This window comes from Streptosporangium heterodermiicola, from assembly GCF_051390675.1.
GTDB lineage: Bacteria > Actinomycetota > Actinomycetes > Streptosporangiales > Streptosporangiaceae > Streptosporangium.
The window spans coordinates 517,646-537,729 of record NZ_JBPJSR010000004.1 but is presented as its reverse complement, the minus strand read 5'-3'; the positions used below and the strand labels follow the sequence as shown (position 1 = coordinate 537,729).

Genomic DNA, 20,084 nt, shown 5'->3' with positions numbered 1-20,084 from the left:
ATCCACCTCTTGACGATCCCACCACCTCAATCCATATTAAGTCCATAAAGTGGATTAAATCGGAGGAACGAAGATGAGCGCCTACACCCCCAAGCCCGAAGACCGCTTCACCTTCGGGCTGTGGACCGTCGGCTGGCAGGCCCGCGACCCCTTCGGGGACGCCTCCCGCCCCCCGCTGGACCCGGCGGAGAGCGTGCACAGGCTCGCCGAGCTCGGCGCGTACGGCGTCACCTTCCACGACGACGACCTGCTCGCCGTCGAGCCCGACCGTGACAGGGCCATCGCGAACTTCAAGAAGGCCCTGGCCGAGACCGGGCTCAAGGTCCCGATGGCCACCACGAACCTGTTCACCCACCCCGTCTTCAAGGACGGCGGGTTCACCAGCAACGACCGCGACGTGCGCCGCTACGCGCTGCGCAAGGTCATCCGCAACGTGGACCTGGCCGCCGAGCTCGGCGCGACCACCTACGTCTGCTGGGGCGGGCGCGAGGGCGCGGAGTCCGGGGCCGCCAAGGACATCAGGGCCGCGCTCAGCCGCTACAAGGAGAGCATGGACGTGCTCACCTCGTACGTGATCGAGCAGGGCTACGACATCAGGTTCGCCATCGAGCCCAAGCCGAACGAGCCGCGGGGCGACATCCTGCTCCCGACGATCGGCCACGCGCTCGCGTTCATCAACGAGCTTGAGCACTCCGACCGCGTCGGCCTCAACCCCGAGGTGGGTCACGAGGAGATGGCCGGGCTCAACTTCGCGCACGGCATCGCGCAGGCGCTCTGGCACGGCAAGCTCTTCCACATCGACCTGAACGGCCAGCACGGCCCCCGCTACGACCAGGACCTGATCTTCGGCCACGGCGACGTGAAGAACGCCTTCTTCCTGGTCGACCTGCTGGAGAACGGCGGCTACGACGGCCCCAGGCACTTCGACTACAAGCCGCTGCGCACCGAGGACTCCGAGGACGTCTGGGTCTCCGCCGCGGCCAACATGCGCACGTACCTGATCCTGAAGGAGAAGGTCGCGGCGTTCCGCGCGGACCCGGAGGTCGCCGAGGCGCTCGCCGCGAGCAAGGTCGCCGAGCTCTCCGAGCCCACGCTCGCCCCCGGCGAGACGATCGCCGACCTCAACCGCGACGAGTTCGACCTCGACGCGGTGGCCGCGCGCGGCTTCCACTTCACGCGTCTCAACCAGCTCGCCATGGACTACCTCCTCGGAGTCCGCGGATGACGCTGGTGGCCGGGGTCGACTCGTCGACCCAGAGCTGCAAGGTGGTGATCAGGGACGCCCGCACGGGCGCCCTGGTCCGCCAGGGTCGCGCGACCCACCCCGAGGGCACCGAGGTCGACCCCGGGGCCTGGTGGGACGCGCTCCAGGAGGCGATCGCGCGAGCGGGCGGGCTGGACGGCGTCGAGGCCCTGAGCGTCGGCGCGCAGCAGCACGGCATGGTCTGCCTGGACGAGTCCGGCGACGTCGTCAGGAAGGCGCTGCTGTGGAACGACACCCGTTCCGCCGACGCCGCCGCCGACCTGGTGAGGGAACTGGGCGGTCCCGAGGTGTGGGCCGAGGCGGTCGGCAGCGTGCCGGTCGCGTCGTTCACGGTGACCAAGCTCCGCTGGCTCGCGGAGCACGAGCCCGACTCCGCCCGCCGTACGGCGAGGGTGTGCCTGCCGCACGACTGGCTCACCTGGCGTCTGGGCGGGGAGTTCGTCACCGACAGGGGCGACGCGTCGGGCACCGGGTACTGGTCGCCCGCGACCGGTGCCTACCGGACCGACCTTCTCCGGACGGCCTTCGGCTCCGTACCCGGGCTCCCCGAGGTACTGGGTCCCCGCGACTCCGCGGGCGAGGTGCGGCCCGCGGCCGGTGTCTCCGGCGCGGGCGTGCGGCTCGCGCCGGGCACGGGCGACAACATGGCGGCGGCCCTCGGGGTCGGCGCCCTGCCCGGGGACGTGGTGGTGTCGATCGGCACGTCGGGGACGGCCTTCGCGGTCGCCTCGGCCCCGAGCGCGGACCCGGCCGGTTCCGTGGCCGGGTTCGCGGACGCCACGGGGCGGTTCCTCCCGCTGGTGGCCACGCTCAACGCGGCCAGGGTGCTCGACGCCGCCGCGCGGATCCTCGGGGTCGGTCTCGACGAGCTCGGCAGGCTGGCCCTGCAGGCGCCCTCGGGGGCCGGAGGGCTCGTCCACGTCCCGTACCTGGAGGGCGAGCGCACCCCGAACCTGCCCACCGCCACGGGCTCGCTGCACGGGCTGACGCTCGCCACCTCCACCCCGGCGCACCTCGCCAGGGCGGCGGTGGAGGGCATGCTCTGCCATCTCGCCGACGCCTTCGACGCCCTCGGGCTAGACCCGGCCAGGGTCCTGCTCATCGGCGGAGGCGCCAGGTCGGAGGCCGTACGGCGGATCGCCCCCGCGGTCTTCGGACGGCCGGTGGTGGTCCCCGAGCCCGGGGAGTACGTCGCGGACGGGGCGGCGAGGCAGGCCGCCTGGCTGCTCGGCGGCGACGAGCCCCCGGAGTGGGAGGCGGGCAAGGCCGAGCACTACGAGGCCGATCCCGCACCGGAGGTCAGGGCCCGCTACGCCGAGGTCCGCGGCCTCCGCTGAGCCTCCGCTGAGCCACGGGCACACGGTCGCGCGCCCTCGCCCGACCGTGTGCCCCGTTTGACCGCGTGCCCCGCCCGACGTCTGACCGCGTGTCCCGCCCGACGCGTGTCCCGTCGGAGGGCGGGGCGCGCCATCACGTGGCGACGGGCCGGACGTCCCGGGCGGGGCGTCTCAGGGGTGGCTCAGGGTTGGATCAGGGGCGCCGCCGGATGTCTGAAACCTCCTCTGGAGGACAGTCTTAGCCCATGCTCGCGTCGAAGAGGCTCTACCCCCTGATCGCATGTGCCGGACTCGTCGTGGCCGCCGCGGCCGTGGCCGCCGGACAGGCCGACCCGGTTCCCTACGCGAACCCGCTCGATCTGACGATCAGTGAGTACGCCGCGCTGGACCGCACCGGAGCCACCGGGCTCGCGATGGTGTCGCTGGGGATCGCGGCCTTCGCGGTGGTCGCCGGGCTGCGGGCCGTGGAGGCGCCGGTGGGTGTCCTGGCCGAGCGGCTGATGCTGGCCTGGGGCGTGGGGCTCGTCGTGCTCGCGGTGGTGCCCGCGGCGCTCCCCGGTACGGGGACGGACCTCTTCTCCCAGGCGTACCGCTACGTGTCGCTCGCCGTGCTGGCCGCGGTGCCCGCGGCGGGTGGCCTGACGGTGGCGCGGTTCGGCGAGGACGAGCGGTGGCGGCCGGTGGCCAGGCCGCTGGAGTGGCTGACGCTGGCCGGGGGGTTCGGGCTGCTGGCGCTCACCTACGTGATGCTTCCCGGGGACGGGGTGCTCGCCGGTCTCGTCGAGTGGACCCTGCTCGGCACCGAGGTCGCGCTGATCGGGATGCTGGCCGTCCGGCTCGCGCGACTGACCTGGGCACGGGCCGCCGCTCCCGCATCACGCGCCGCTCTGGGGTGAATCACTCACTTCTGAAAACTCTTTCACGACATGTCACGAATAGGCTACAAATAGCAGGAGCCGCCAGTGCTATTCTCGTCGGCGATCTAGAGATCGTCCGGGGCTCCCCCTGGCGCTCCGAGAGCGAGCCGTTGAGGTGACATGGCAGCGAGCAGGTCCATCCGGTTCAAGGTCTCGGTGCTGCTGGTCATCCCGCTCGCATCGCTGGTGGCGCTGTGGGGATTCGCGACGGTCGTGACGGTCGGCGACTCGGTGAGCCTGCTCTCCGTCGGCACGCTGTACGACACCGTCGCCAAGCCCGCGGGAGACCTGGGCGCCGCGGTCCAGCGTGAGCACATCCTGTCGGCCGAGTACCTGGCCACCCGCTCGGACGCGGACCGCGACACCCTCGCGGGACAGCGCTCGGTCACCGACCAGGCCCGCACGCGGCTGCGCCAGCAGACGAGCGGGGACACGGCGCAGGGGGCGATGTCCGAGGAGATGAGGACGCGCCACGACGAGCTGATGCGGCAGGTGGGCGCGCTCGACATGATCCGCGCCAGGGTCGACTCGGGGCGGATCGGCCCGGTGGGACTCTCCGAGGAGTTCGCCAGGCTGCCGGACGCCCTGCGACGGCTCTTCAACACCCTGAGCCTCAGCAACGACCTCCCGCTCTACCGCCAGTCGCGCGCCATCACGACGATCAACCACGCCATGGACCTGCTCAGCCGCGAGCGGGCACTCGCCGCGGGCTCGCTGGCGCTCGGGAGCAAGATGACGCCGAGCGAGATGCGGCTGTTCACCCGGCTCTCCGCCAACCGGATCTTCCTCATGGAGCAGGCGCTCCCCGAGCTGGAGCCCGGGCTGCGCGCCCCCTTCTCGGACATGATCGCCTCCTCGACGTACGCCCGCTTCATCACGCTGGAGAACCACATCCTGACCGGCGCGGAGGTGCGGTCCACCGACTGGCGCGCCGCCGGCGACGCGCTGGACGCCGCCTATCAGCGGTCCCTCACCGCGGCCGCCCCCGCGCTCGTCGAGCAGGCCACGCCCGCGGCCGTCGGGGTCTTCGTCCGCGCCGGCGTCATCGGCGTGCTCGGCCTCATCGCGGTCGTCGCGTCGATCCTGGTCTCCTACCGGATCGGCAGCGGGATCACCAAGGAGCTCGCCGCCGTGCGGCGGGCCGCCATCGAGCTCGCGCAGGCGCGCCTTCCGAGGGTGATGGAGAAGCTGCGCCGCGGCGACAGGGTGGACGTGGAGGCCGAGGCGCCCGCGCTCAGGCCGTCGGGCAGCACGGCCGAGATCCACGACGTCGCCGACGCCTTCAACAGCGTCCAGCGCAGCGCCGTGGACGCCGCCGTGGAGCAGGCCAGGCTGCGCGAGGGCGTCTCCCAGGCCTTCCGCAACCTCGCCCGCCGGAGCCAGTCGCTGCTGCAGCGCCAGCTCAAGATGCTCGACGGCATGCAGAAGCAGGCGGAGGACCCCGAGGCGCTGGATAACCTCTTCAAGCTCGACCACCTCACCACCCGCATGCGCCGCCACGCCGAGGGCCTGGTGATCCTGTCCGGCGGGGCGGCGGGCCGCAAGTGGCGCTCGTCGGTGCCGATGGAGGACGTGCTGCGCGGCGCCGCCGCCCAGGTCGAGGACTACGCCCGGGTGCGGATCTTCCCGACGGGCGGCACCACCCTGGTCGGCAACGCCGTCGCCGACATGATGCACCTGTTCGCCGAGATCCTGGAGAACGCCACGGTCTTCTCCCCGCCGGGCAGCCAGGTCGCGGTCCGCGGCGAGCTCGTCGGGCGGGGCTTCGCGGTCGAGATCGAGGACAGGGGGCTCGGGCTGACCGACGACAAGCGCGCCGCGATCAACGAGCGCCTGGCCAGCCCGCCTGAGTTCGACCCGGCGGAGACCGACCGGCTCGGCTTCTCCGTGGTCGGGCTGCTGGCCGCCAGGTACGGGGTCGAGGTGGCGCTGCGCGCCTCGCCGTACGGCGGTACCGGGGTGGTCGTCCTCATCCCCGAGCAGTTGCTCGGAGACCCCGAGCCCGTCGAGGAGCCCCTGGAGCCGCCGGTGCTCACCGTCATCAGCGTGCGGTCCGAGTCCGCCGGGCAGCACACCGGGACCGTCGTGGAGCGGGTGGACCGGCCCGGCGACTCCTCGGGCGAGGTCCCGATCCCCGCGGACCTGTGGAAGCCGCTGCGGCGCGGTGGAGACGGGCTGCCCCGCCGGGTGCGGCAGGCGAACATGCCGTCGCCGCGCCAGGCCCAGGAGTCCAGCTCGCCCGTCTCTCCCGGGACCGGAGCCGGGGCCGAGGTCGAGGTCGAGGGACGGTCGCCCGAGGAGGCGAGGGCGCTGATGAGCGCCCTGCAGTCCGGGTGGCGGCGCGGCCGCGGCGACGAGGACGGCGGCGCCAGGCGATGAGCCGGGAAACGAATTCACCGAGCCGGTGGGGGCCGGCGACCAGCGAGATCATCAGAGGGGAAGGGGTTTAACCACGTGCCGGGTGAGCTTTATTGGCTTCTGGATGACTTCGTCACGAGTGTGGCGGACGTCTCGCACGCGCTGATCCTGTCCAACGACGGGTTGATGATGGCCTCGTCGCGAGGGCTGAGCAAGGAGGACGCCGAACACCTGTCCGCGGTGGCCTCCGGCTTCCAGAGCCTCGCCAAGGGCACCAGCCTGCAGTTCGGCGGCGGTGCCGTACGCCAGACGATGGTGGAGATGGACGCCGCGTTCCTCTTCGTCACCTCCGCCGGTCAGGGAAGCTGCCTGTCGGTCATGACCACCGGCGCCGCCGACGTGGGCCTGATCGCCTACGAGATGGCCCGCCTGGTCACCCGCGTAGGTCAGCACCTGGCCACCGGCCCCCGGGTGGCCGGCCAATGAAGGACGACGACGTCGAGTGGGTCGACGAGGAGGCCGGTCCCGTCGTCCGCCCCTACGCGATGACCGGCGGGCGCACCCGGGCGTCGTCGTCCTCGTTCGACCTGCTCGCGATGGCGGTGGCGACCGGGGTGCCGGCCGGCCCCGGGGCGAACCTGGGCTCCGAGCACCGGCGGCTGCTCAACCTGGTCAGGCGGGCCCGCCCGATCGTGGAGATCGCCTCGGACGCGGGACTGCCGGTCGGCGTGATCAAGGTCCTCCTGGGCGACCTGCTGGACCAGGGCCTGATCCTGGTGCGGCCGCCGCTGCCCGCCGCCTCCATGCCCCCGGAGAGCCTCCTGAAGGAACTGATCAGCGGCCTGCGGGCGCTGTGACACTGTGACACCTCCCGCGTCCCCGGCGGCGGGGAAGGACGCCGAGGGCGCAGAGGGCACAGAGGGCACAGAGAACGCCGAGAACACAGCACCCGTGCTCGCGCCCCCGACGGCGGGCGCGCACCCGCTCCCCGGCCATGGCGCCCGGGTCGGCGTGCCCGTTTCCAGTCGGTAGCTTCCGAGCCGTGGTGTGTCCGAGCGGCGACGCGTTCGTTTCCCGACCGCGGTGTCCGGTGACGCGCTCGTTTCCTGTCCTGACCGCGGTGTCCCGAGTCCTGTCCTGACCGCGGTGTCCCGAGCCGGTGGCGTACCCGCTCCCCGGCCGTGGTGCCCGAGCGGTGGCGCACCCCGCGGGGCCGGGCGCGCCCCGGCCCGATCCTCAGCTCTGGCTGGCCGTCAGCACCCTCAGGGAGTGCTCCACGAGCGTCACGAGCACCGTCTTCGCCGATACGCGGCGCCGCACGTCGCAGAGCAGCACCGGCACGTCCACGTCGAGGTCCAGGGCGACGCGTACGTCCTCCGCCTCGTGCCGGTCGGCGCCGTCGAAGCAGTTGACGGCCACGATGAACGGCGTGCCGCGCTGCTCGAAGTAGTCGATGGAGGGGAAGCAGTCGGTGAGCCTCCGGGTGTCGGCGAGCACCACGGCGCCCAGCGCGCCGTAGGACAGCTCGTCCCACATGAACCAGAACCGCTCCTGGCCCGGCGTGCCGAACAGGTAGACGACCAGGCCCTCCCTGATCGTGATGCGGCCGAAGTCCATCGCGACCGTGGTGGTGGTCTTGCCCTCGACGCCGTCGACGTCGTCGATGCCGATACCGCGGTCGGAGAGGATCTCCTCGGTGCGGAGCGGCCGGATCTCGCTGATGGCGCCCACCAGCGTGGTCTTGCCGACTCCGAAGCCACCCGCGATGAGAATCTTGAGGGCGACGGGTTCGTCAGAGGGCCCGAAGTCCATTGATCACTTCCTTGAGAATGCGCTCGCTCGCGGAGGCGCGCCCGATCGAGATGAGCTTGTGGTCCTGCAGGTCGCCGAGAAGGACCCTGACCACGCCGAGCGGCAGGTTGAGGTCCGAGGCGACGTCGGCGACCGAGGTCGGAGTGGTGACCATGGCGAGGATGCGTTCCTGTTCGGGGCCTGGGACGAATCCCCCGGACGGAGCGCCGCGAGTCGAGGTGACCATCGCGACCAGGTCCAGCTTGTCACCGGAGGAGCGGGTGCGGCCCCCGATGAGCGCGTACGGCCGGACGACCGGTCCGGCCTCCTCGTCCATCCAGTTCGTCATCCGGACCTCCGGCACCGGGATCGGGGGTCCAACGGTCCGTCGACGACGCGGCCCCCCGTTCCCTCGTTCACGAGAGACCCTGGCGTGGATTGGTGGAGATGTGCTGGCCGACCCGCTTGACCAGCATCGCCATCTCGTACGCGATGTGGCCGACGTCGGCGTCGGAACTGCTCAGCACGGCCAGGCAGGTCCCCTGACCGGCGGCGGTGACGAAGAGGAACGCCGACTCCATCTCCACGATGGTCTGGCGCACCTCACCGCCGCCGAAGTGGCGTCCCGCGCCGCGCGCCAGGCTCTGGAATCCGGCGGCGACCGCGGACAGATGCTCGGCGTCCTCGCGCAGGAGCCCCTTCGAGAATCCGACGGCCAGCCCGTCGGTGGAGAGGATCACCGCCTGGCGCACCGCGCCCACCCTGGTGGTCAGGTCGTCGAGGAGCCAGTTCAGCTCGCCGGTGTTGGTCAATTTCCCGGTCACTTGTCCCCCTTGTCGCCTGTCGTATGGTGCGCGAAGTCATTGTCCTGCTCCTCGCGCCCGCGTCGCGCCCCCGCCTGGAAGGCGGAGAACAGCGCGCGGACCTCGTCCGGCGAACGCTCCTCGCCGTGGTCCGCCCTCGGCTCCGGCTCGGCCGGCTCGGACTCCTGGCGGAGCTGAGGCGCCAGGTTCGCCTGCCGGACCCGGCGAGGCAGGCCGCCCGGCCCCGTGGGGGGCTGTGTGGCCGTCTGACGCGTCGGACCGCCGTTGCCGCCCTTCTCCCGGGCCAGAGTGTCGCGAGGCGTCTCGTGGGACTCACGGGGCGCCTGGGGCGGTCCCTGGGGCGACGCCGGGAAGGGCGCGCTGAGCGGGGCCTCGCGCGCCGCCGCGCCCCAGCCCGTCTCGTGGCCCGTCTCCCAGCCCGCGGGCGGCTGCCCCGCCTGATCCGGGGACGGGGTACGGGCGGGCAGGTCGGTCACCACGCTGAGGGACGGGGCGGCGGACTGGTCCGGCTGGTTCTGCTGGGCGGGCTGGCCCGTGTGGCCCGGCTGGTTCTGGGAGGCCTGCCTCGTCCTGCGCGGGAGGCCGTTGCCTCCGGCGGGAGGGGCGAGCGCGCCGGGCGGGGCGGGCTCGAACATCTCCTTCTGGCGCCCGGGGACGCGCTCGGCGGTGAAGGACGTCCGCTCCACGGTGAGGGCGAGCGGCGACTCCTGCTGGGCGATCACCGAGCGGGGGATGAGGACGATGGCCGTGGTGCCGCCGAACGGCGAGCCGCGCAGGATGACCTGGACGCCGTGCCGGGAGGCGAGCTGGCCCACCACGAACAGGCCGAGCCTGTCGCTGTCCGCCAGGTCGAACTCCGGCGGGCTGGCCAGCCGCTCGTTGATCGCCGCGTACTCCACGGTGCTCAGGCCCAGGCCGCGGTCCTCGACCTCGACGGCGAACCCGTTGGCCACCACGTCTCCGCGTACGGTCACCGTGGTCTGCGGCGGCGAGTAGATCGTGGCGTTCTCGATCAGCTCGGCCACCAGGTGGGTGATGTCGGCGACCGCGGCCCCGTCGAGCGAGACGTCGGGCACCGGCAGCACGTTGACCCGGGTGTAGTCCTCGACCTCGGCGATCGAGGCCCGCAGCACGTCGATCACGGGCACCGGCTTGCGCCACGTCCGGCCGGGCGCCGCGCCGGACAGGATGATCAGGCCTTCCGCGTGCCGCCGCATGCGGGTGGTCAGGTGGTCCAGCCGGAACAGGTCCTCAAGGCTGTCGGGGTCGGTCGCCCGGCGCTGCATGCTGTCGAGCAGGGTGAGCTGGCGGTGGAGCAGGCTCTGCTTGCGCCTGGCCAGGTTCACGAAGACCTGGCTGACACCGCGCCGCAGGTTGGCCTGGCCGACGGCGGCCTCCACGGCGGTGCGCTGCACCGAGCCGAACGCGTGGGCCACGTCGTGCACCTCTGTCGAGCCGCCCGCCTGGATCGGCGGAGCCTCGGCCCGTACGTCGACGTCCTCGCCGCGTCGCAGGCGGTCCACGACGCGGGGGAGCCGCACGTCCGCCAGGTCCAGGGCGGCCGAGCGGAGCCCGGCCAGCTCGGTGGCGAGGCGGCGGCCGAAGCGGACCGAGATGATGATCGACGCCACCACCGCGATCAGGCCGACGCCGCCGGCGATCAGGATCCGGGCCATGACGCCGGTGGCGACGTCCTGGGCCCGGCCCGCCAGTTTCTTGGAGGCGGCGAGGTTGACCTGGTCGAGCCAGGTCGAGAGCGCGTTCGTGGTCGCCTTCCACGTGCTCGCCTCGGGGGCGAGCCGGCCGCCGGACGACCCGGCGATGGCCTTCTCCAGGTTGGCGAACTTCTCGAAGGCGGTGGAGGCGAAGGTGTCGCGGTACTGCGCGCCCAGCTCGGAGTCCAGCGCGGCCGCGCCCTTGGTGTGCAGGAAGCGCCGGGTGGCGACGTACTCGCCGAAGGCCCTGCGCTCCTCCTCGGACAGCCGGTAGTCGATCAGCGCCCCGCTGATCAGCGCGTCCTCCCTTGCGACCATCTCGTGGGCGTTGCCCATCCCCTGCATGGCCGCGGCCTGCTGGAAGATCGAGAGGTCGGGCACCGCGACCATCTGGTCGTACACCTGGAAGACCGCGTCGAGGATCTGGTTGTAGTTCGACAGCACGCCGAGACGCGAGTGCTGCCCGCTGTCGACGCCGGAGCGGACGCTCGGGAGCCTGTCGAGCTGGCGGACCAGCTCGTCCAGCGACTTGCCGAGTTCCGGACTGTCGGAATGGTCACCGGCGGCGGCTCCCCTGAACCCCTCGACCGCGCGGTCGGTGCGGGCGCGCTGCTCGCCCATCCCGCTGGTGAGGACCCGGGAGCTGATCGCCACCGACGCCAGCGTCCGCTCGGCCTGGAGCTGAAGGCCAAGCTCCGTGGAGGTGACGCCCACCGTCTGGTAGAAGGTGTTCGCCCGCAGGAGCGCGATGCCGTCACCGACGGTCAGGTTGAGTACGAAGCCCCAGAGCGCGCTCAGCGACAGCAGCGGCAGGAGCAACAGCAGGAAAATCTTGAACCGAATCGAGCGGTTTCTAGAGCTCATGTCCACTCGTCCCAACCCCTGAGCGTGTGGAGGCTCGTGCCGGTTTAGGGATGGATACGCCTCCGAAGATCGCACAGGAGACTAGCACCGAATAAGGTTTTTGCGCAGTGGAGGATCTGATGATTAGTGTGATTACCGGGGCTAGTGCCGGAATTGGCGAAGCCGCTGCGGTGGAGCTCGCGAGACGCGGGCAGAAGGTAGTTCTGGTCGGCCGTAATCCCGACAAGACAGCGCGCGTGGCGGAAAGGGTGAAGGCGGTCTCCGGGTCCCTTCCAGATACGTTTACCTGCGATTACACCCTTTTGGATGATGTACGAAGGTTGGCGGCGGAACTGCTGTCCCGCTACGAACGGATCGACATCCTCGTCAACAACGCGGGCGTCATGACCACCGAGCGCACGCTCACGCGCGACGGCCACGAGACGATGATCCAGGTCAACCACCTGGCCCCCTTCCTCCTGACGAACCTGCTGCTCGAACGGGTCACGGGACGAGTGATCACCACGACCTCCCGCGCGGGCAAGACCGGGCGCCTCGACCCGTCCGACCTCGACCGCGAGCGACGGCGCTGGAACGGCTGGCTCCAGTACGGGGACTCCAAGCAGGCGGGCGCCCTCTTCACGGTGGAGCTGGCCCGGCGCCTCCAGGACACCGAGGTGACCGCGACCTGCTTCCATCCCGGTGTGATCAAGACCGAGTTCGCCCCGTCGACGTTCATGATGTGGATGGTGAAGAACGTGCCCGGCATGGGCCAGACCGTCGAGGAGGGCGCGAGCACCATGGTCCACCTCGCCACCCACCCGGACGGCGCCGCCCATCCGGGCCGCTACTTCGCCAAGAGCGCCCCCGCCGCCGTCCCCCGGGGAATGCGCGACCCCGCGCTGGCCCGAGCCCTCTGGGACGCGAGCGCCGCCGCCGTCGAGTGACTGTGCGCGTGACCGCTCGCGCGGCACGACGACGACGTCCGCCCTGGCGCCCACGGATACGCGCATGTGTCCGTGGGCGCCAGGGCGTTTCCGCCGTCCCTGGGCTGGGCGTCCGGCTGCGCGTGGGCGTCCAGCCGTCCTTGAGCGCCCGGTTGCTCGCGGGCGCCTGATGCCGTGGTTCGCGGCGGGGATTTCCCCGCGCGTCACCGGCCGTTCGCCGGGTGTTGGGCGGGTCCGGTTACCGTCCGGGGCTGTGAGCGTCACAACCCCGCTGCGGGTCGTCCTCCCGGCCGCCGCGGACAGGGACCCGTTCTTCGACAACGCCAAGTTCCTGGCGATCACCCTGGTCGTGTCCGGCCACCTGATCGAGGACCTGCGGGACGTCCCGGTCGCGCACGCCGCCTACTTCTTCGTGTACACGTTCCACATGCCGCTGTTCATCGTGCTCAGCGGCTATCTGTCGCGGAACTTCACCTTCGGGTCGGGCAAGGCGCGCAAGCTGATCAGCACCCTCGCCGTCCCGTACGTGATCTTCGAGCTGATCTACTCGCTGCCCCGCCTCCTCCTGTACGGCAAGCTCGACATCAGCCTCCTCGACCCGTACTACCTGACCTGGTTCCTGATGTCGCTGTTCCTGTGGCGGCTGTCCACACCGGTCTGGCAGCAGCTGCGGTGGCCGCTGGTGGTCGCGGTGGGACTGTCGCTGCTGTCGGGGATGAGCAGGCTCCCCGACGAGCTGTCGATGAACCGCACCCTCGGCCTGCTCCCGTTCTACGTGCTCGGGCTCATGCTGCGGCCCGAGCACTTCGAGTGGCTCAAGAGGCGGTGGGTCCGGGTCGCGGGCGCGGTCACCCTCGTCGCCGGAGCGGCCCTGGCGCTCGCCGTGCACACCTCCGTGAAGACCGAGTGGATCCGCTGGCGGCACGCCAACGACGTGATCGGGGTGGACGACCTCACCGGCAGCCTGATCCGCCTGGGCATGCTGGCCGCCGGGACACTGCTCGTCGCCGCGTTCCTGGCGATCACCCCGTCCAGGCGCACCTGGTACTCCGGGCTCGGCATGGCGACCATGTACGCCTACCTCCTCCACGGCCTGGTGGTGAAGGTCGCCGAGCGGTTCTACGGCGACTGGTCCCAGACCGTGCCGGGGGTCGCGGCCGTGGCGCTCTTCGGTGTCGGGCTCGCCGCCCTGCTGTGTACGGCGCCGGTGCGGCGCGCCACCCGCTGGGCGGTCGAGCCCCGCATGAGCTGGGCCTTCACCAAATTGAGAAAACCAGGCTGAGCGAACCCGGGCTGAGCGAACCTCCGCTGGGAGAACCCGGGCTGGGAGAACCGAACCGCCAGGGGCGCGGCAGCCGGATTCGGGACCGGCCGGACTCAGAGCAGGTCAGCCTCAGAGCATGTCAGATCAGGATCGGTCCACCGGAGGGGTTCGGCGGCCGGACCTGGAGCTCCGCGACCGCGCGGTAGGCGGCGGTGACGGCCGCGTCGGCGCGGGCGGCGGGAACGGAGTCGGAGTTGGCGATCGCGATCCGGCCGTGCGGCCTGCGGGCGACGGCCGCGGGGGGCTGCCCGTCGGGGTAGAAGTCGAGGTCCCACGGGGTGGCGTACTCGGGCGCGTAGCCGTGTCCCCACCGGTTGACCGTGATCGCCTCGATGTCGCGGGCCGCGTCGAAGCCCCCGGGGCCGAGCAGCCGGGCGAGCTGGTCGCGGATGCCGTACTCCAGGTGCTCGTACGACGTCCCGATCAGGGAGTACCGCCCGGCGACCGAGCCCTGCGCGGGTGACATGCCGGGGGTGACGGGGGTGCTGACCATGTGCACGGCGATCGGCTCCTCGGGACTCCTCGGGCACCGGTAGCCGCCGAGGTCGACCGGGTCGTCGAGCTCGGCCACGCACCAGCGGGCGCCGGTGAACCGGGCGCGCCTGATCCCCAGCTCCCGCCAGGCCCGCCAGTCGCGGAGCTGCACCGTCGCGTACAGCAGGGGCACCTTGACCGACCGCCGCAGGGCCGCCTGCTGCGCGGGCGGGAGGTCGCCGACCAGGTAGGGGATCATCGCGTTCCAGCAGGCCATGATCACGCCACCCGCCCGTACGGTCCTCACCCGCTCGCCGTCGAAGTAGCCGACCGTGGCGCCGGTGGCCGTGCCGGGATCCGTGCCGGGATCCGTGCCGGGACCGGCGCCGGGGAGGCCGTCGTTGGCGGCCGAGACCACCGGGCTGGACAGGCGGATCCGGACCCGGTTGCCCGGCCGGTCGAGCACGTCGTAGTCGAAGCGCGCGGTGGTGACGTCCCGCACGCCGCCGGCCGTGGCGAAGCCGGGGATCATCCGGGCGGCCGTCATCCGGGCGATCGCCTGGTTGCCCTCAGGGAAGCGGCAGGCGCGCGGTTCGCCCGCGTCCCACTCCTTGATCACGGTCGGGGAGTTGTACCTGGACGGCTTGGACCTGTCGAGCCCGAGCCCCTGGAACCCCGCGTACCGGTGCTCGTCGGCGCCGCCCCAGGCGTCGATCGCGCCGAAGGCGTCGGAGCCGTAGGCCCACTCGTCGCTCGGCATGGTCCTGACGAACGCCAGCACGTCCGGGTGGACCCCGCAGACGTCCCTGAGGAAACCCGAGTAGGTCAGCCGGGCCAGCCGCGCCTGTTTCTCCTCGGCGGACAGGCCGGGGAACCAGTCGGGCGGATTCCCGTACAGCATGAGCAGGTCCTTCCTGGCCTGCTCCGCGACGGGCAGCTCGGCGATCCAGCGGGCGGCGTCCTCGCCGGGCGTGAGCACGACGAGCTTCTCCCGCAGGAAGGTCTCCCGGTCGCAGAAGACGCTGTCGTGCATCCCCAGGCTCGCGTACAGTCCCCGGCCGGTGGGCTCTCCGAGGCTCTCGGGGCGGATGCCCAGCTTGGCGAGCAGGTCCTTGCCCTCGGGGGTCCACGCCGACGGGTGCTCCATCGACCGCGAGCCGCCGTACGCGACCAGCGGCCCCTTCCTCGCCGCCGGACGGAACTCGTTGCGCAGGGCGTGCCCGCCGATGTCGTCGTGGTTGTCGAGGATCAGGATCCGCGCGGAGGGGTCGCGCTCCAGCCACCGGTGGGCCGCGCTGAGGCCGCTGATCCCCGCGCCGACCACGACCAGGTCGTAGTGCTCGCCGGTGGGCTCCGGCGTGCCCGCGTACGGCCAGAACCGCTGGTCGCGGAGCGCGTGGGGCACGCTCATCGCCTCCGCGGTGTCGCCGCGCAGCCCCGTGAGGGACGGCGGATAGGACGTGTCCGGCGAAAGCTCCAGATTCTCCGGGGGCGCGTGAGGGGAGCCGCCCCACTCGCCCATCCCGGGCAGCGAGCAGGCCGCCGCGATCCCGGTGGCCGCGATCACCCCATCGAAGAAGTCTCGACGGGAGATGGGCCGGTCCATGCCGAGTTCCAGGGCCTTACGGGGATTGATCTCGTGTGGATCGGTCATGGGGCGATCCTCACGATGTGAATGGATCGGCGGGGCTGCCGCGCTGCGTTTTCGGGAAGTTTTTACCCGGGCCATTAACGCGCTGTCGTGACATCTCCTACATGAGAGGCATGCCATGGTGGCTGGGAATTAAAGGGGGAGAGGGGGTGATGCGGCTTCGGTGTCGCCTGGGCTTATCCGATCCGGGGAAAACCACCCATGTCGCGAGCGGCCCGGTGCGCGTCCCACGCCGTCCCCGAGCCGGCCTCATCCCGTTTCCGCTGCTCCGTGCCCTTCCGGTGCCGCTCCCCGGGGATTCCGTGAGGGCAGGGAAGGTGCGTCATATGAATTACCGGATAACCCGGAACGTTATGGTCAGTCGGCTCGTTACCCGTATAAAGTGAAGTGAGGGGATTAGTGATGGATCCGGCGCCTCCGTGTCGCCGGACGGTGAGGCGCGGCATGCCGGGGGCGGCGTCCGCATTCGCTTTTCCTCTTTGACGGATGTCACGGGGGAGTATCGCGTGATCGGTAAGCAGGGAAGAGTCACCGGAAGGATCGGCCCGGGCCTGGTCGGGGAGGTGATGGTGGCGGTCCGCGGGGGCGTCGAGGCGTTCTACGCCCACCCGACGGTCCCGGACGAGGAGATCGCCCCGACCTCGATCGTCGTGATCGTCGAGTTCTTCCCGCCGCGCACGGTCTACGTCGCCCGCGCGCTCCCCTGACCCCTCTCACTCACCTCCCCTCCTCTTGGACCCTTTTCGCTCACTCTCGCTGTCTTGAGCCCGAGCACCCCACTCCCTCGAACCCGATCCCCGACCTTTCCTCTCCCCTGCTCTCCCCCACACCGCGGAGGCCGAGATGCCCACGGAGTACTTCGTCATAGGGGGCGTGGTCCTTTTCGCCCTTCTCGTCATGATCCTGCTGTTCAAGACCGTCTGGCGGGTGGCCGAGCCCAACGAGGCGCTGATCATCTCCGGTCTCGGCGCCCGGGGTAACTCCGCGGACGCCGACAGCCTCGGGTTCAGGATCGTCACCGGCAAGGGCACCTCCGTGCTCCCCGGTTTCCAGACCGCGCGCCGCCTGCGCCTGGACAGCCGCGCCGCCAATCTTCAGGTCTCCTGCGTCACCCAGCAGGGCATCCCGGTGGTCGTAAGGGGCGTCGTGATCTACAAGGTCGGCGACGACCTGCACTCGATCGCGAACTCCGCCCGGCGCTTCCTGGACCAGCAGGACTCGATGAACGGCGCCATCCACGAACTGTTCACCGGCCACCTGCGCTCGATCATCGGCAACCTCACGGTCGAGGACCTCATCCTCAACCGCGAGCGGCTGACCGGCGAGACCCGCGCCTCGGCCGCCGAAGAGATGATCAGGCTCGGCCTGATCGTCGACTCCCTGCAGATCCAGGAGATCGAGGACGGGACGGGTTACATCACCAACCTCGGCAAGCCGCACGCCGCCAGCATCGCCGCCGCGGCCCGCATCGCCGAGGCCCAGCGTGACCAGGAGGCCACCCAGGCCGAGCAGATCGCCGCCGCCAACAAGGCCGCGGCGTGGCGCGACTCGCAGATCAAGCAGGCCGTCTACCAGGCCGAGATCGACGAGGCCCAGGCCAGGTCCCGCCAGGCGGGGCCGCTCTCCGAGGCCTCCGCCCGGCAGGAGGTCGTCGTCCAGGAGACCCGCGCGGCCGAGCTGGAGGCCGCGCTGGCCGAGCAGCGGCTCCAGGCCCAGATCCGCAAACCCGCCGACGCCAGGGCGTACGAGACCGTGACGGTCTCCCGGGCCGAGCGCGACGCCCGGATCGCCCAGGCCGAGGCCGAGGCGCGTGAGACCGAGCTCCGCGCCGCCGCGCAGGCGTCGCAGGTCAAGCAGGCCGCCGCGGCCGAGGCGGAGTCCGTGCGGCTGCGCGGTATCGCCACCGCCGAGGCGACGAAGGTCACCGGCTTCGGCGAGGCGGAGTCCGCCAGGGCCCGCGGCCTGGCCGCCGCCGACGCCTCCAAGGCGCAGGGGCTCGCGGAGGCCGACGCCGCCAGGGCGAAGGGCCTGGCCGCCGCCGACGCGATCCGGGCCCGCGCCGAGGCCCTCGCCGAGAACCAGGAGGCGGTCATCGCCCAGCAGCTCGCCGAGAAGTGGCCCCAGATCGTCGAGGCGGGCGCGAAGGCCTTCGGCAACGTCGACCACATGGTCGTCCTCAACGGCGCCCAGGGTGTCGAGGAGATGCTCGCCAAGGCCCTCACCCTCGGCGGCGCCGGCCTCGGACTCGCCCGCTCCCTCCTGAACACCGTCACTCCCGCGACCACCCCGGACGCCCCCGCGAAAACCATCCCCGCCCAGGTCAAAGCCGCCCCCGACACCTCCGCCCCCCGTGCCTCCACCTCCCGCACCTCCGCCGACGGCACGAGCACCGGCGGCACGGCCGCTCCCAGCAGAACCGGCGACCAATGAAAGCGGCGGAACCGGCAGGAGCGACGGAATCGGCGGATCCGGCGGAACCACCCTCTGGAAGACCCGCCCCCACCCCCTGACCCTCAGGATTTTGCTTCATTTTTCCGATTATTTTCTCCGCTCCCTCCGGCGGACGGACCGGAGGGCAGGTGGGGGCCATGGGACTCCCGGGGCAGGTGAAGCCCGGTTTCCCTCACGGAGGGTGGCGGGCCGAAGCCGGCCTGAGACCATCGCGCGACGGACTCGTGACCGGCGGACACTAATTCAGGGCACCCCGTTATGTGTTGTTCCTTCTTCCCAGGGCATACGCCTGGCAGCTGAGCAGACAGGGAGCGTGGAACATGACAGTCACCGGCATCATTACCGCCATCGTTATCGGCGCCATCATTGGTGCCCTGGGTCGGCTCGTCGTGCCCGGCAAGCAGGGCATCCCGATCTGGCTGACCATCGTGATCGGTATCGTCGCCGCACTCATCGGCACCGCGATCGCCGGAGCCCTGGGGGTCTCCGCTACGTCCGGTATCGACTGGATCGAGCTGATCATCCAGATCGCCCTGGCCGCAGTCGGCGTCATCCTGGCGGTGAGCCTGTACGGCAGGCGAGGCGTCCGCTAGCCCGTGACCTGGGGCGGCCGGTTTCCCCGGGGGTAACCCGAGGAAATCCGGAGACCACCACCCCAGGCACCTGCGACGGCCCCGTCCCGGATCTTTCCGGGGCGGGGCCGTCGCCGTTTTCCCGCTGCGGCGAGGAGGCCAGGAAATGGAATCGGACCCTCACGGAAGCCCCCACACCTGCCCGGCCCGACCCCGAACCGGGGAAGCCCGTGAAGGATCGCCCACCGGCAAATAAGACTTCCTTGACAACATAATTTGTCGGTCATAGTCTGTGGTCATGCAGGACATCGCCGTGATCGAGGACCCGGCCGCCGCCGAGGCCTCACTGGACCCCATCCGGGCCCGGTTACTGGCCGAGCTGAGCGAGCCCGGCTCCGCGACCATGCTGGCCGCCAAGGTCGGCCTGCCCAGGCAGAAGGTCAACTACCACCTGAAGGCGCTTGAGGCGCACGGGCTCGTCGAGATGATCGAGGAGCGGCGCAAGGGAAACGTCAACGAGCGCATCATGCGCGCGACCGCCGCCTCCTACGTGATCTCCCCGACCGCGCTGGCGTCGGTCGAGCCCGACCCGGCCCGTTCCCCCGACCAGCTGTCGGCGGGCTGGCTGCTGGCCGTCGCGGCCCGGCTGGTCCGCGACGTCGGGGCGCTCATCACCGGCGCAGCCAAGGCGCGCAAGCGCGTCGCGACCTTCGCGATCGACGGTGAGGTGCGCTTCGCCTCGGCCGCCGACCGGGCCGCGTTCGCCCAGGAGCTCGCCGGAGCCGTCACGGCCCTGGTGTCCAAGTACCACGACGAGTCCGCCGAGAAGGGCCGCGACCACCGGATCGTCGTCGCCGTCCACCCGAGTGTGAGGGAAACCCGATGACGCACCCGTTCGAGCTGACCCAGGAGATCGAGCTCACCGCCACCCCCGAGCAGGTCTGGGACGCGATCGCGACCGGGCCGGGCGTCGACTCCTGGTTCATGGGACGCACCGAGCTCGGCGCCTCCACCGGCGGCCCCGCCCACCTGACGATGATGGGCCACACCCAGCAGGCCACGATCACCGCCTACGAGCCCGGCACCCGCATCGCGACGCGTGGCGCGGAGGCTCCCGACGGCCGGTTCATGGCGATGGAGTATCTCGTCGAGGGACGCGGCGGCGGCACGACCGTGCTGCGGCTCGTGCAGAACGGCATGCTCGGCGACGACTGGGAGACCGAGTTCGAGGCGATGAAGGCCGGTTGGCCCATCTACATGGAGACCCTCAGGCAGTACCTCGCCCACTTCACCGGCCGCACCCCGTCGATCACCACGGTCTTCCGGCCGGGAGCGGGTGGCCCCGACACCCTCTGGAAGATCGTCACGGAGTCGCTGGCCGTCACACCGGACGTCCGCGAGGGCGACCCCGTCCGGCTCCCCGACGGTTCCGCCGGGGTCGTCTACTACGCGAACCTGCCCGTCAACCTGGGCGTACGGACGGACGAGGGCCTGTACCGGTTCATCCACTCCGGCACCGCCCGAGGCGACGCCCTCGTCCTCGGCCACCAGAACTTCGCGGGCCGCGACGAGCAGGCCGCGTGGGACGCCTGGACGGCGGAGAACTTCGCCTGACC

The 20,084-nt window shown here is 71.2% G+C and carries 18 protein-coding genes; 13 read left to right on the top strand and 5 right to left on the bottom strand.

Annotated elements, in window-relative coordinates; genetic code table 11:
- Positions 1-73 precede the first annotated feature (73 nt).
- The 6 genes from xylA (at position 74) to ACSC1Q_RS12300 (ending at position 6,733) form a co-directional block, all read left to right on the top strand.
- Positions 74-1,225: a xylose isomerase gene (gene xylA / locus ACSC1Q_RS12325; RefSeq protein WP_436758797.1), complete on the top strand. Its 1,152-nt coding sequence runs from the start codon at positions 74-76 to the stop codon at positions 1,223-1,225.
- On the top strand, positions 1,222-2,601 hold the full coding sequence (gene xylB / locus ACSC1Q_RS12320) for a xylulokinase (protein ID WP_436758796.1): 1,380 nt from the start codon (positions 1,222-1,224) through the stop codon (positions 2,599-2,601). Before xylA ends, xylB begins: the two co-directional genes overlap by 4 nt.
- 245 nt (positions 2,602-2,846) lie before the next feature.
- Positions 2,847-3,497, top strand: a complete 651-nt coding sequence (locus tag ACSC1Q_RS12315; RefSeq protein WP_436758795.1) for a DUF998 domain-containing protein — start codon at positions 2,847-2,849, stop codon at positions 3,495-3,497.
- Positions 3,498-3,638: 141 nt separating this feature from the next.
- Complete coding sequence (locus ACSC1Q_RS12310) at positions 3,639-5,897, top strand: sensor histidine kinase (protein WP_436758794.1); 2,259 nt, start codon at positions 3,639-3,641, stop codon at positions 5,895-5,897.
- A 75-nt stretch (positions 5,898-5,972) separates the two neighbouring features.
- Entirely contained in the window at positions 5,973-6,362 is a 390-nt protein-coding gene (locus ACSC1Q_RS12305; protein ID WP_350975632.1) for a roadblock/LC7 domain-containing protein, read from the top strand.
- Positions 6,359-6,733 carry a DUF742 domain-containing protein gene (locus tag ACSC1Q_RS12300; RefSeq protein ID WP_436758793.1) on the top strand — a complete coding sequence of 125 codons (375 nt, stop codon included), beginning with the start codon at positions 6,359-6,361 and terminating at the stop codon, positions 6,731-6,733. The genes ACSC1Q_RS12305 and ACSC1Q_RS12300 overlap by 4 nt, the downstream gene beginning before the upstream one ends.
- Before the next feature lie 379 nt (positions 6,734-7,112).
- Here ACSC1Q_RS12300 and ACSC1Q_RS12295 read toward each other — a convergent pair whose 3' ends face one another.
- The 4 genes from ACSC1Q_RS12295 to ACSC1Q_RS12280 all read right to left on the bottom strand — a co-directional run bounded on the left by ACSC1Q_RS12295 (position 7,113) and on the right by ACSC1Q_RS12280 (position 11,070).
- Complete coding sequence (locus tag ACSC1Q_RS12295; RefSeq protein WP_436758792.1) at positions 7,113-7,688, bottom strand: GTP-binding protein; 576 nt, start codon at positions 7,686-7,688, stop codon at positions 7,113-7,115.
- Positions 7,669-8,016, bottom strand: a complete 348-nt coding sequence (locus ACSC1Q_RS12290) for a DUF742 domain-containing protein (RefSeq protein ID WP_362689693.1) — start codon at positions 8,014-8,016, stop codon at positions 7,669-7,671. The genes ACSC1Q_RS12295 and ACSC1Q_RS12290 overlap by 20 nt, the downstream gene beginning before the upstream one ends.
- A gap of 67 nt (positions 8,017-8,083) precedes the next feature.
- A complete protein-coding gene (locus ACSC1Q_RS12285; RefSeq protein WP_329088690.1) occupies positions 8,084-8,491 on the bottom strand; it encodes a roadblock/LC7 domain-containing protein in 408 nt (135 codons plus the stop codon).
- Positions 8,488-11,070 carry a sensor histidine kinase gene (locus ACSC1Q_RS12280; RefSeq protein WP_436758791.1) on the bottom strand — a complete coding sequence of 861 codons (2,583 nt, stop codon included), beginning with the start codon at positions 11,068-11,070 and terminating at the stop codon, positions 8,488-8,490. Before ACSC1Q_RS12280 ends, ACSC1Q_RS12285 begins: the two co-directional genes overlap by 4 nt.
- A gap of 119 nt (positions 11,071-11,189) precedes the next feature.
- Between ACSC1Q_RS12280 and ACSC1Q_RS12275 the strand changes: the two genes are divergently transcribed.
- Both ACSC1Q_RS12275 and ACSC1Q_RS12270 read left to right on the top strand, forming a co-directional pair.
- A complete protein-coding gene (locus ACSC1Q_RS12275) occupies positions 11,190-11,996 on the top strand; it encodes an SDR family NAD(P)-dependent oxidoreductase (RefSeq protein WP_436758790.1) in 807 nt (268 codons plus the stop codon).
- Between the two features lie 253 nt (positions 11,997-12,249).
- Complete coding sequence (locus ACSC1Q_RS12270) at positions 12,250-13,278, top strand: acyltransferase family protein (RefSeq protein WP_436758789.1); 1,029 nt, start codon at positions 12,250-12,252, stop codon at positions 13,276-13,278.
- Between the two features lie 121 nt (positions 13,279-13,399).
- Here ACSC1Q_RS12270 and ACSC1Q_RS12265 read toward each other — a convergent pair whose 3' ends face one another.
- Positions 13,400-15,448 (bottom strand): flavin monoamine oxidase family protein, encoded by a 2,049-nt coding sequence (locus tag ACSC1Q_RS12265; RefSeq protein ID WP_436758788.1) that lies wholly within the window; start codon positions 15,446-15,448, stop codon positions 13,400-13,402.
- 503 nt (positions 15,449-15,951) lie between these two features.
- Here ACSC1Q_RS12265 and ACSC1Q_RS12260 point away from each other — a divergent pair.
- From ACSC1Q_RS12260 to ACSC1Q_RS12240, 5 genes are all read left to right on the top strand, one after another.
- Positions 15,952-16,152 carry an NfeD C-terminal domain-containing protein gene (locus tag ACSC1Q_RS12260; protein WP_436758787.1) on the top strand — a complete coding sequence of 67 codons (201 nt, stop codon included), beginning with the start codon at positions 15,952-15,954 and terminating at the stop codon, positions 16,150-16,152.
- Between the two features lie 136 nt (positions 16,153-16,288).
- A complete protein-coding gene (locus ACSC1Q_RS12255; RefSeq protein WP_436758786.1) occupies positions 16,289-17,875 on the top strand; it encodes an SPFH domain-containing protein in 1,587 nt (528 codons plus the stop codon).
- A 341-nt stretch (positions 17,876-18,216) separates the two neighbouring features.
- Positions 18,217-18,489: a GlsB/YeaQ/YmgE family stress response membrane protein gene (locus tag ACSC1Q_RS12250; RefSeq protein WP_329088698.1), complete on the top strand. Its 273-nt coding sequence runs from the start codon at positions 18,217-18,219 to the stop codon at positions 18,487-18,489.
- Between the two features lie 277 nt (positions 18,490-18,766).
- On the top strand, positions 18,767-19,354 hold the full coding sequence (locus ACSC1Q_RS12245) for an ArsR/SmtB family transcription factor (protein ID WP_436758785.1): 588 nt from the start codon (positions 18,767-18,769) through the stop codon (positions 19,352-19,354).
- Positions 19,351-20,082: an SRPBCC family protein gene (locus tag ACSC1Q_RS12240; protein ID WP_436758784.1), complete on the top strand. Its 732-nt coding sequence runs from the start codon at positions 19,351-19,353 to the stop codon at positions 20,080-20,082. The genes ACSC1Q_RS12245 and ACSC1Q_RS12240 overlap by 4 nt, the downstream gene beginning before the upstream one ends.
- Positions 20,083-20,084 lie beyond the last annotated feature (2 nt).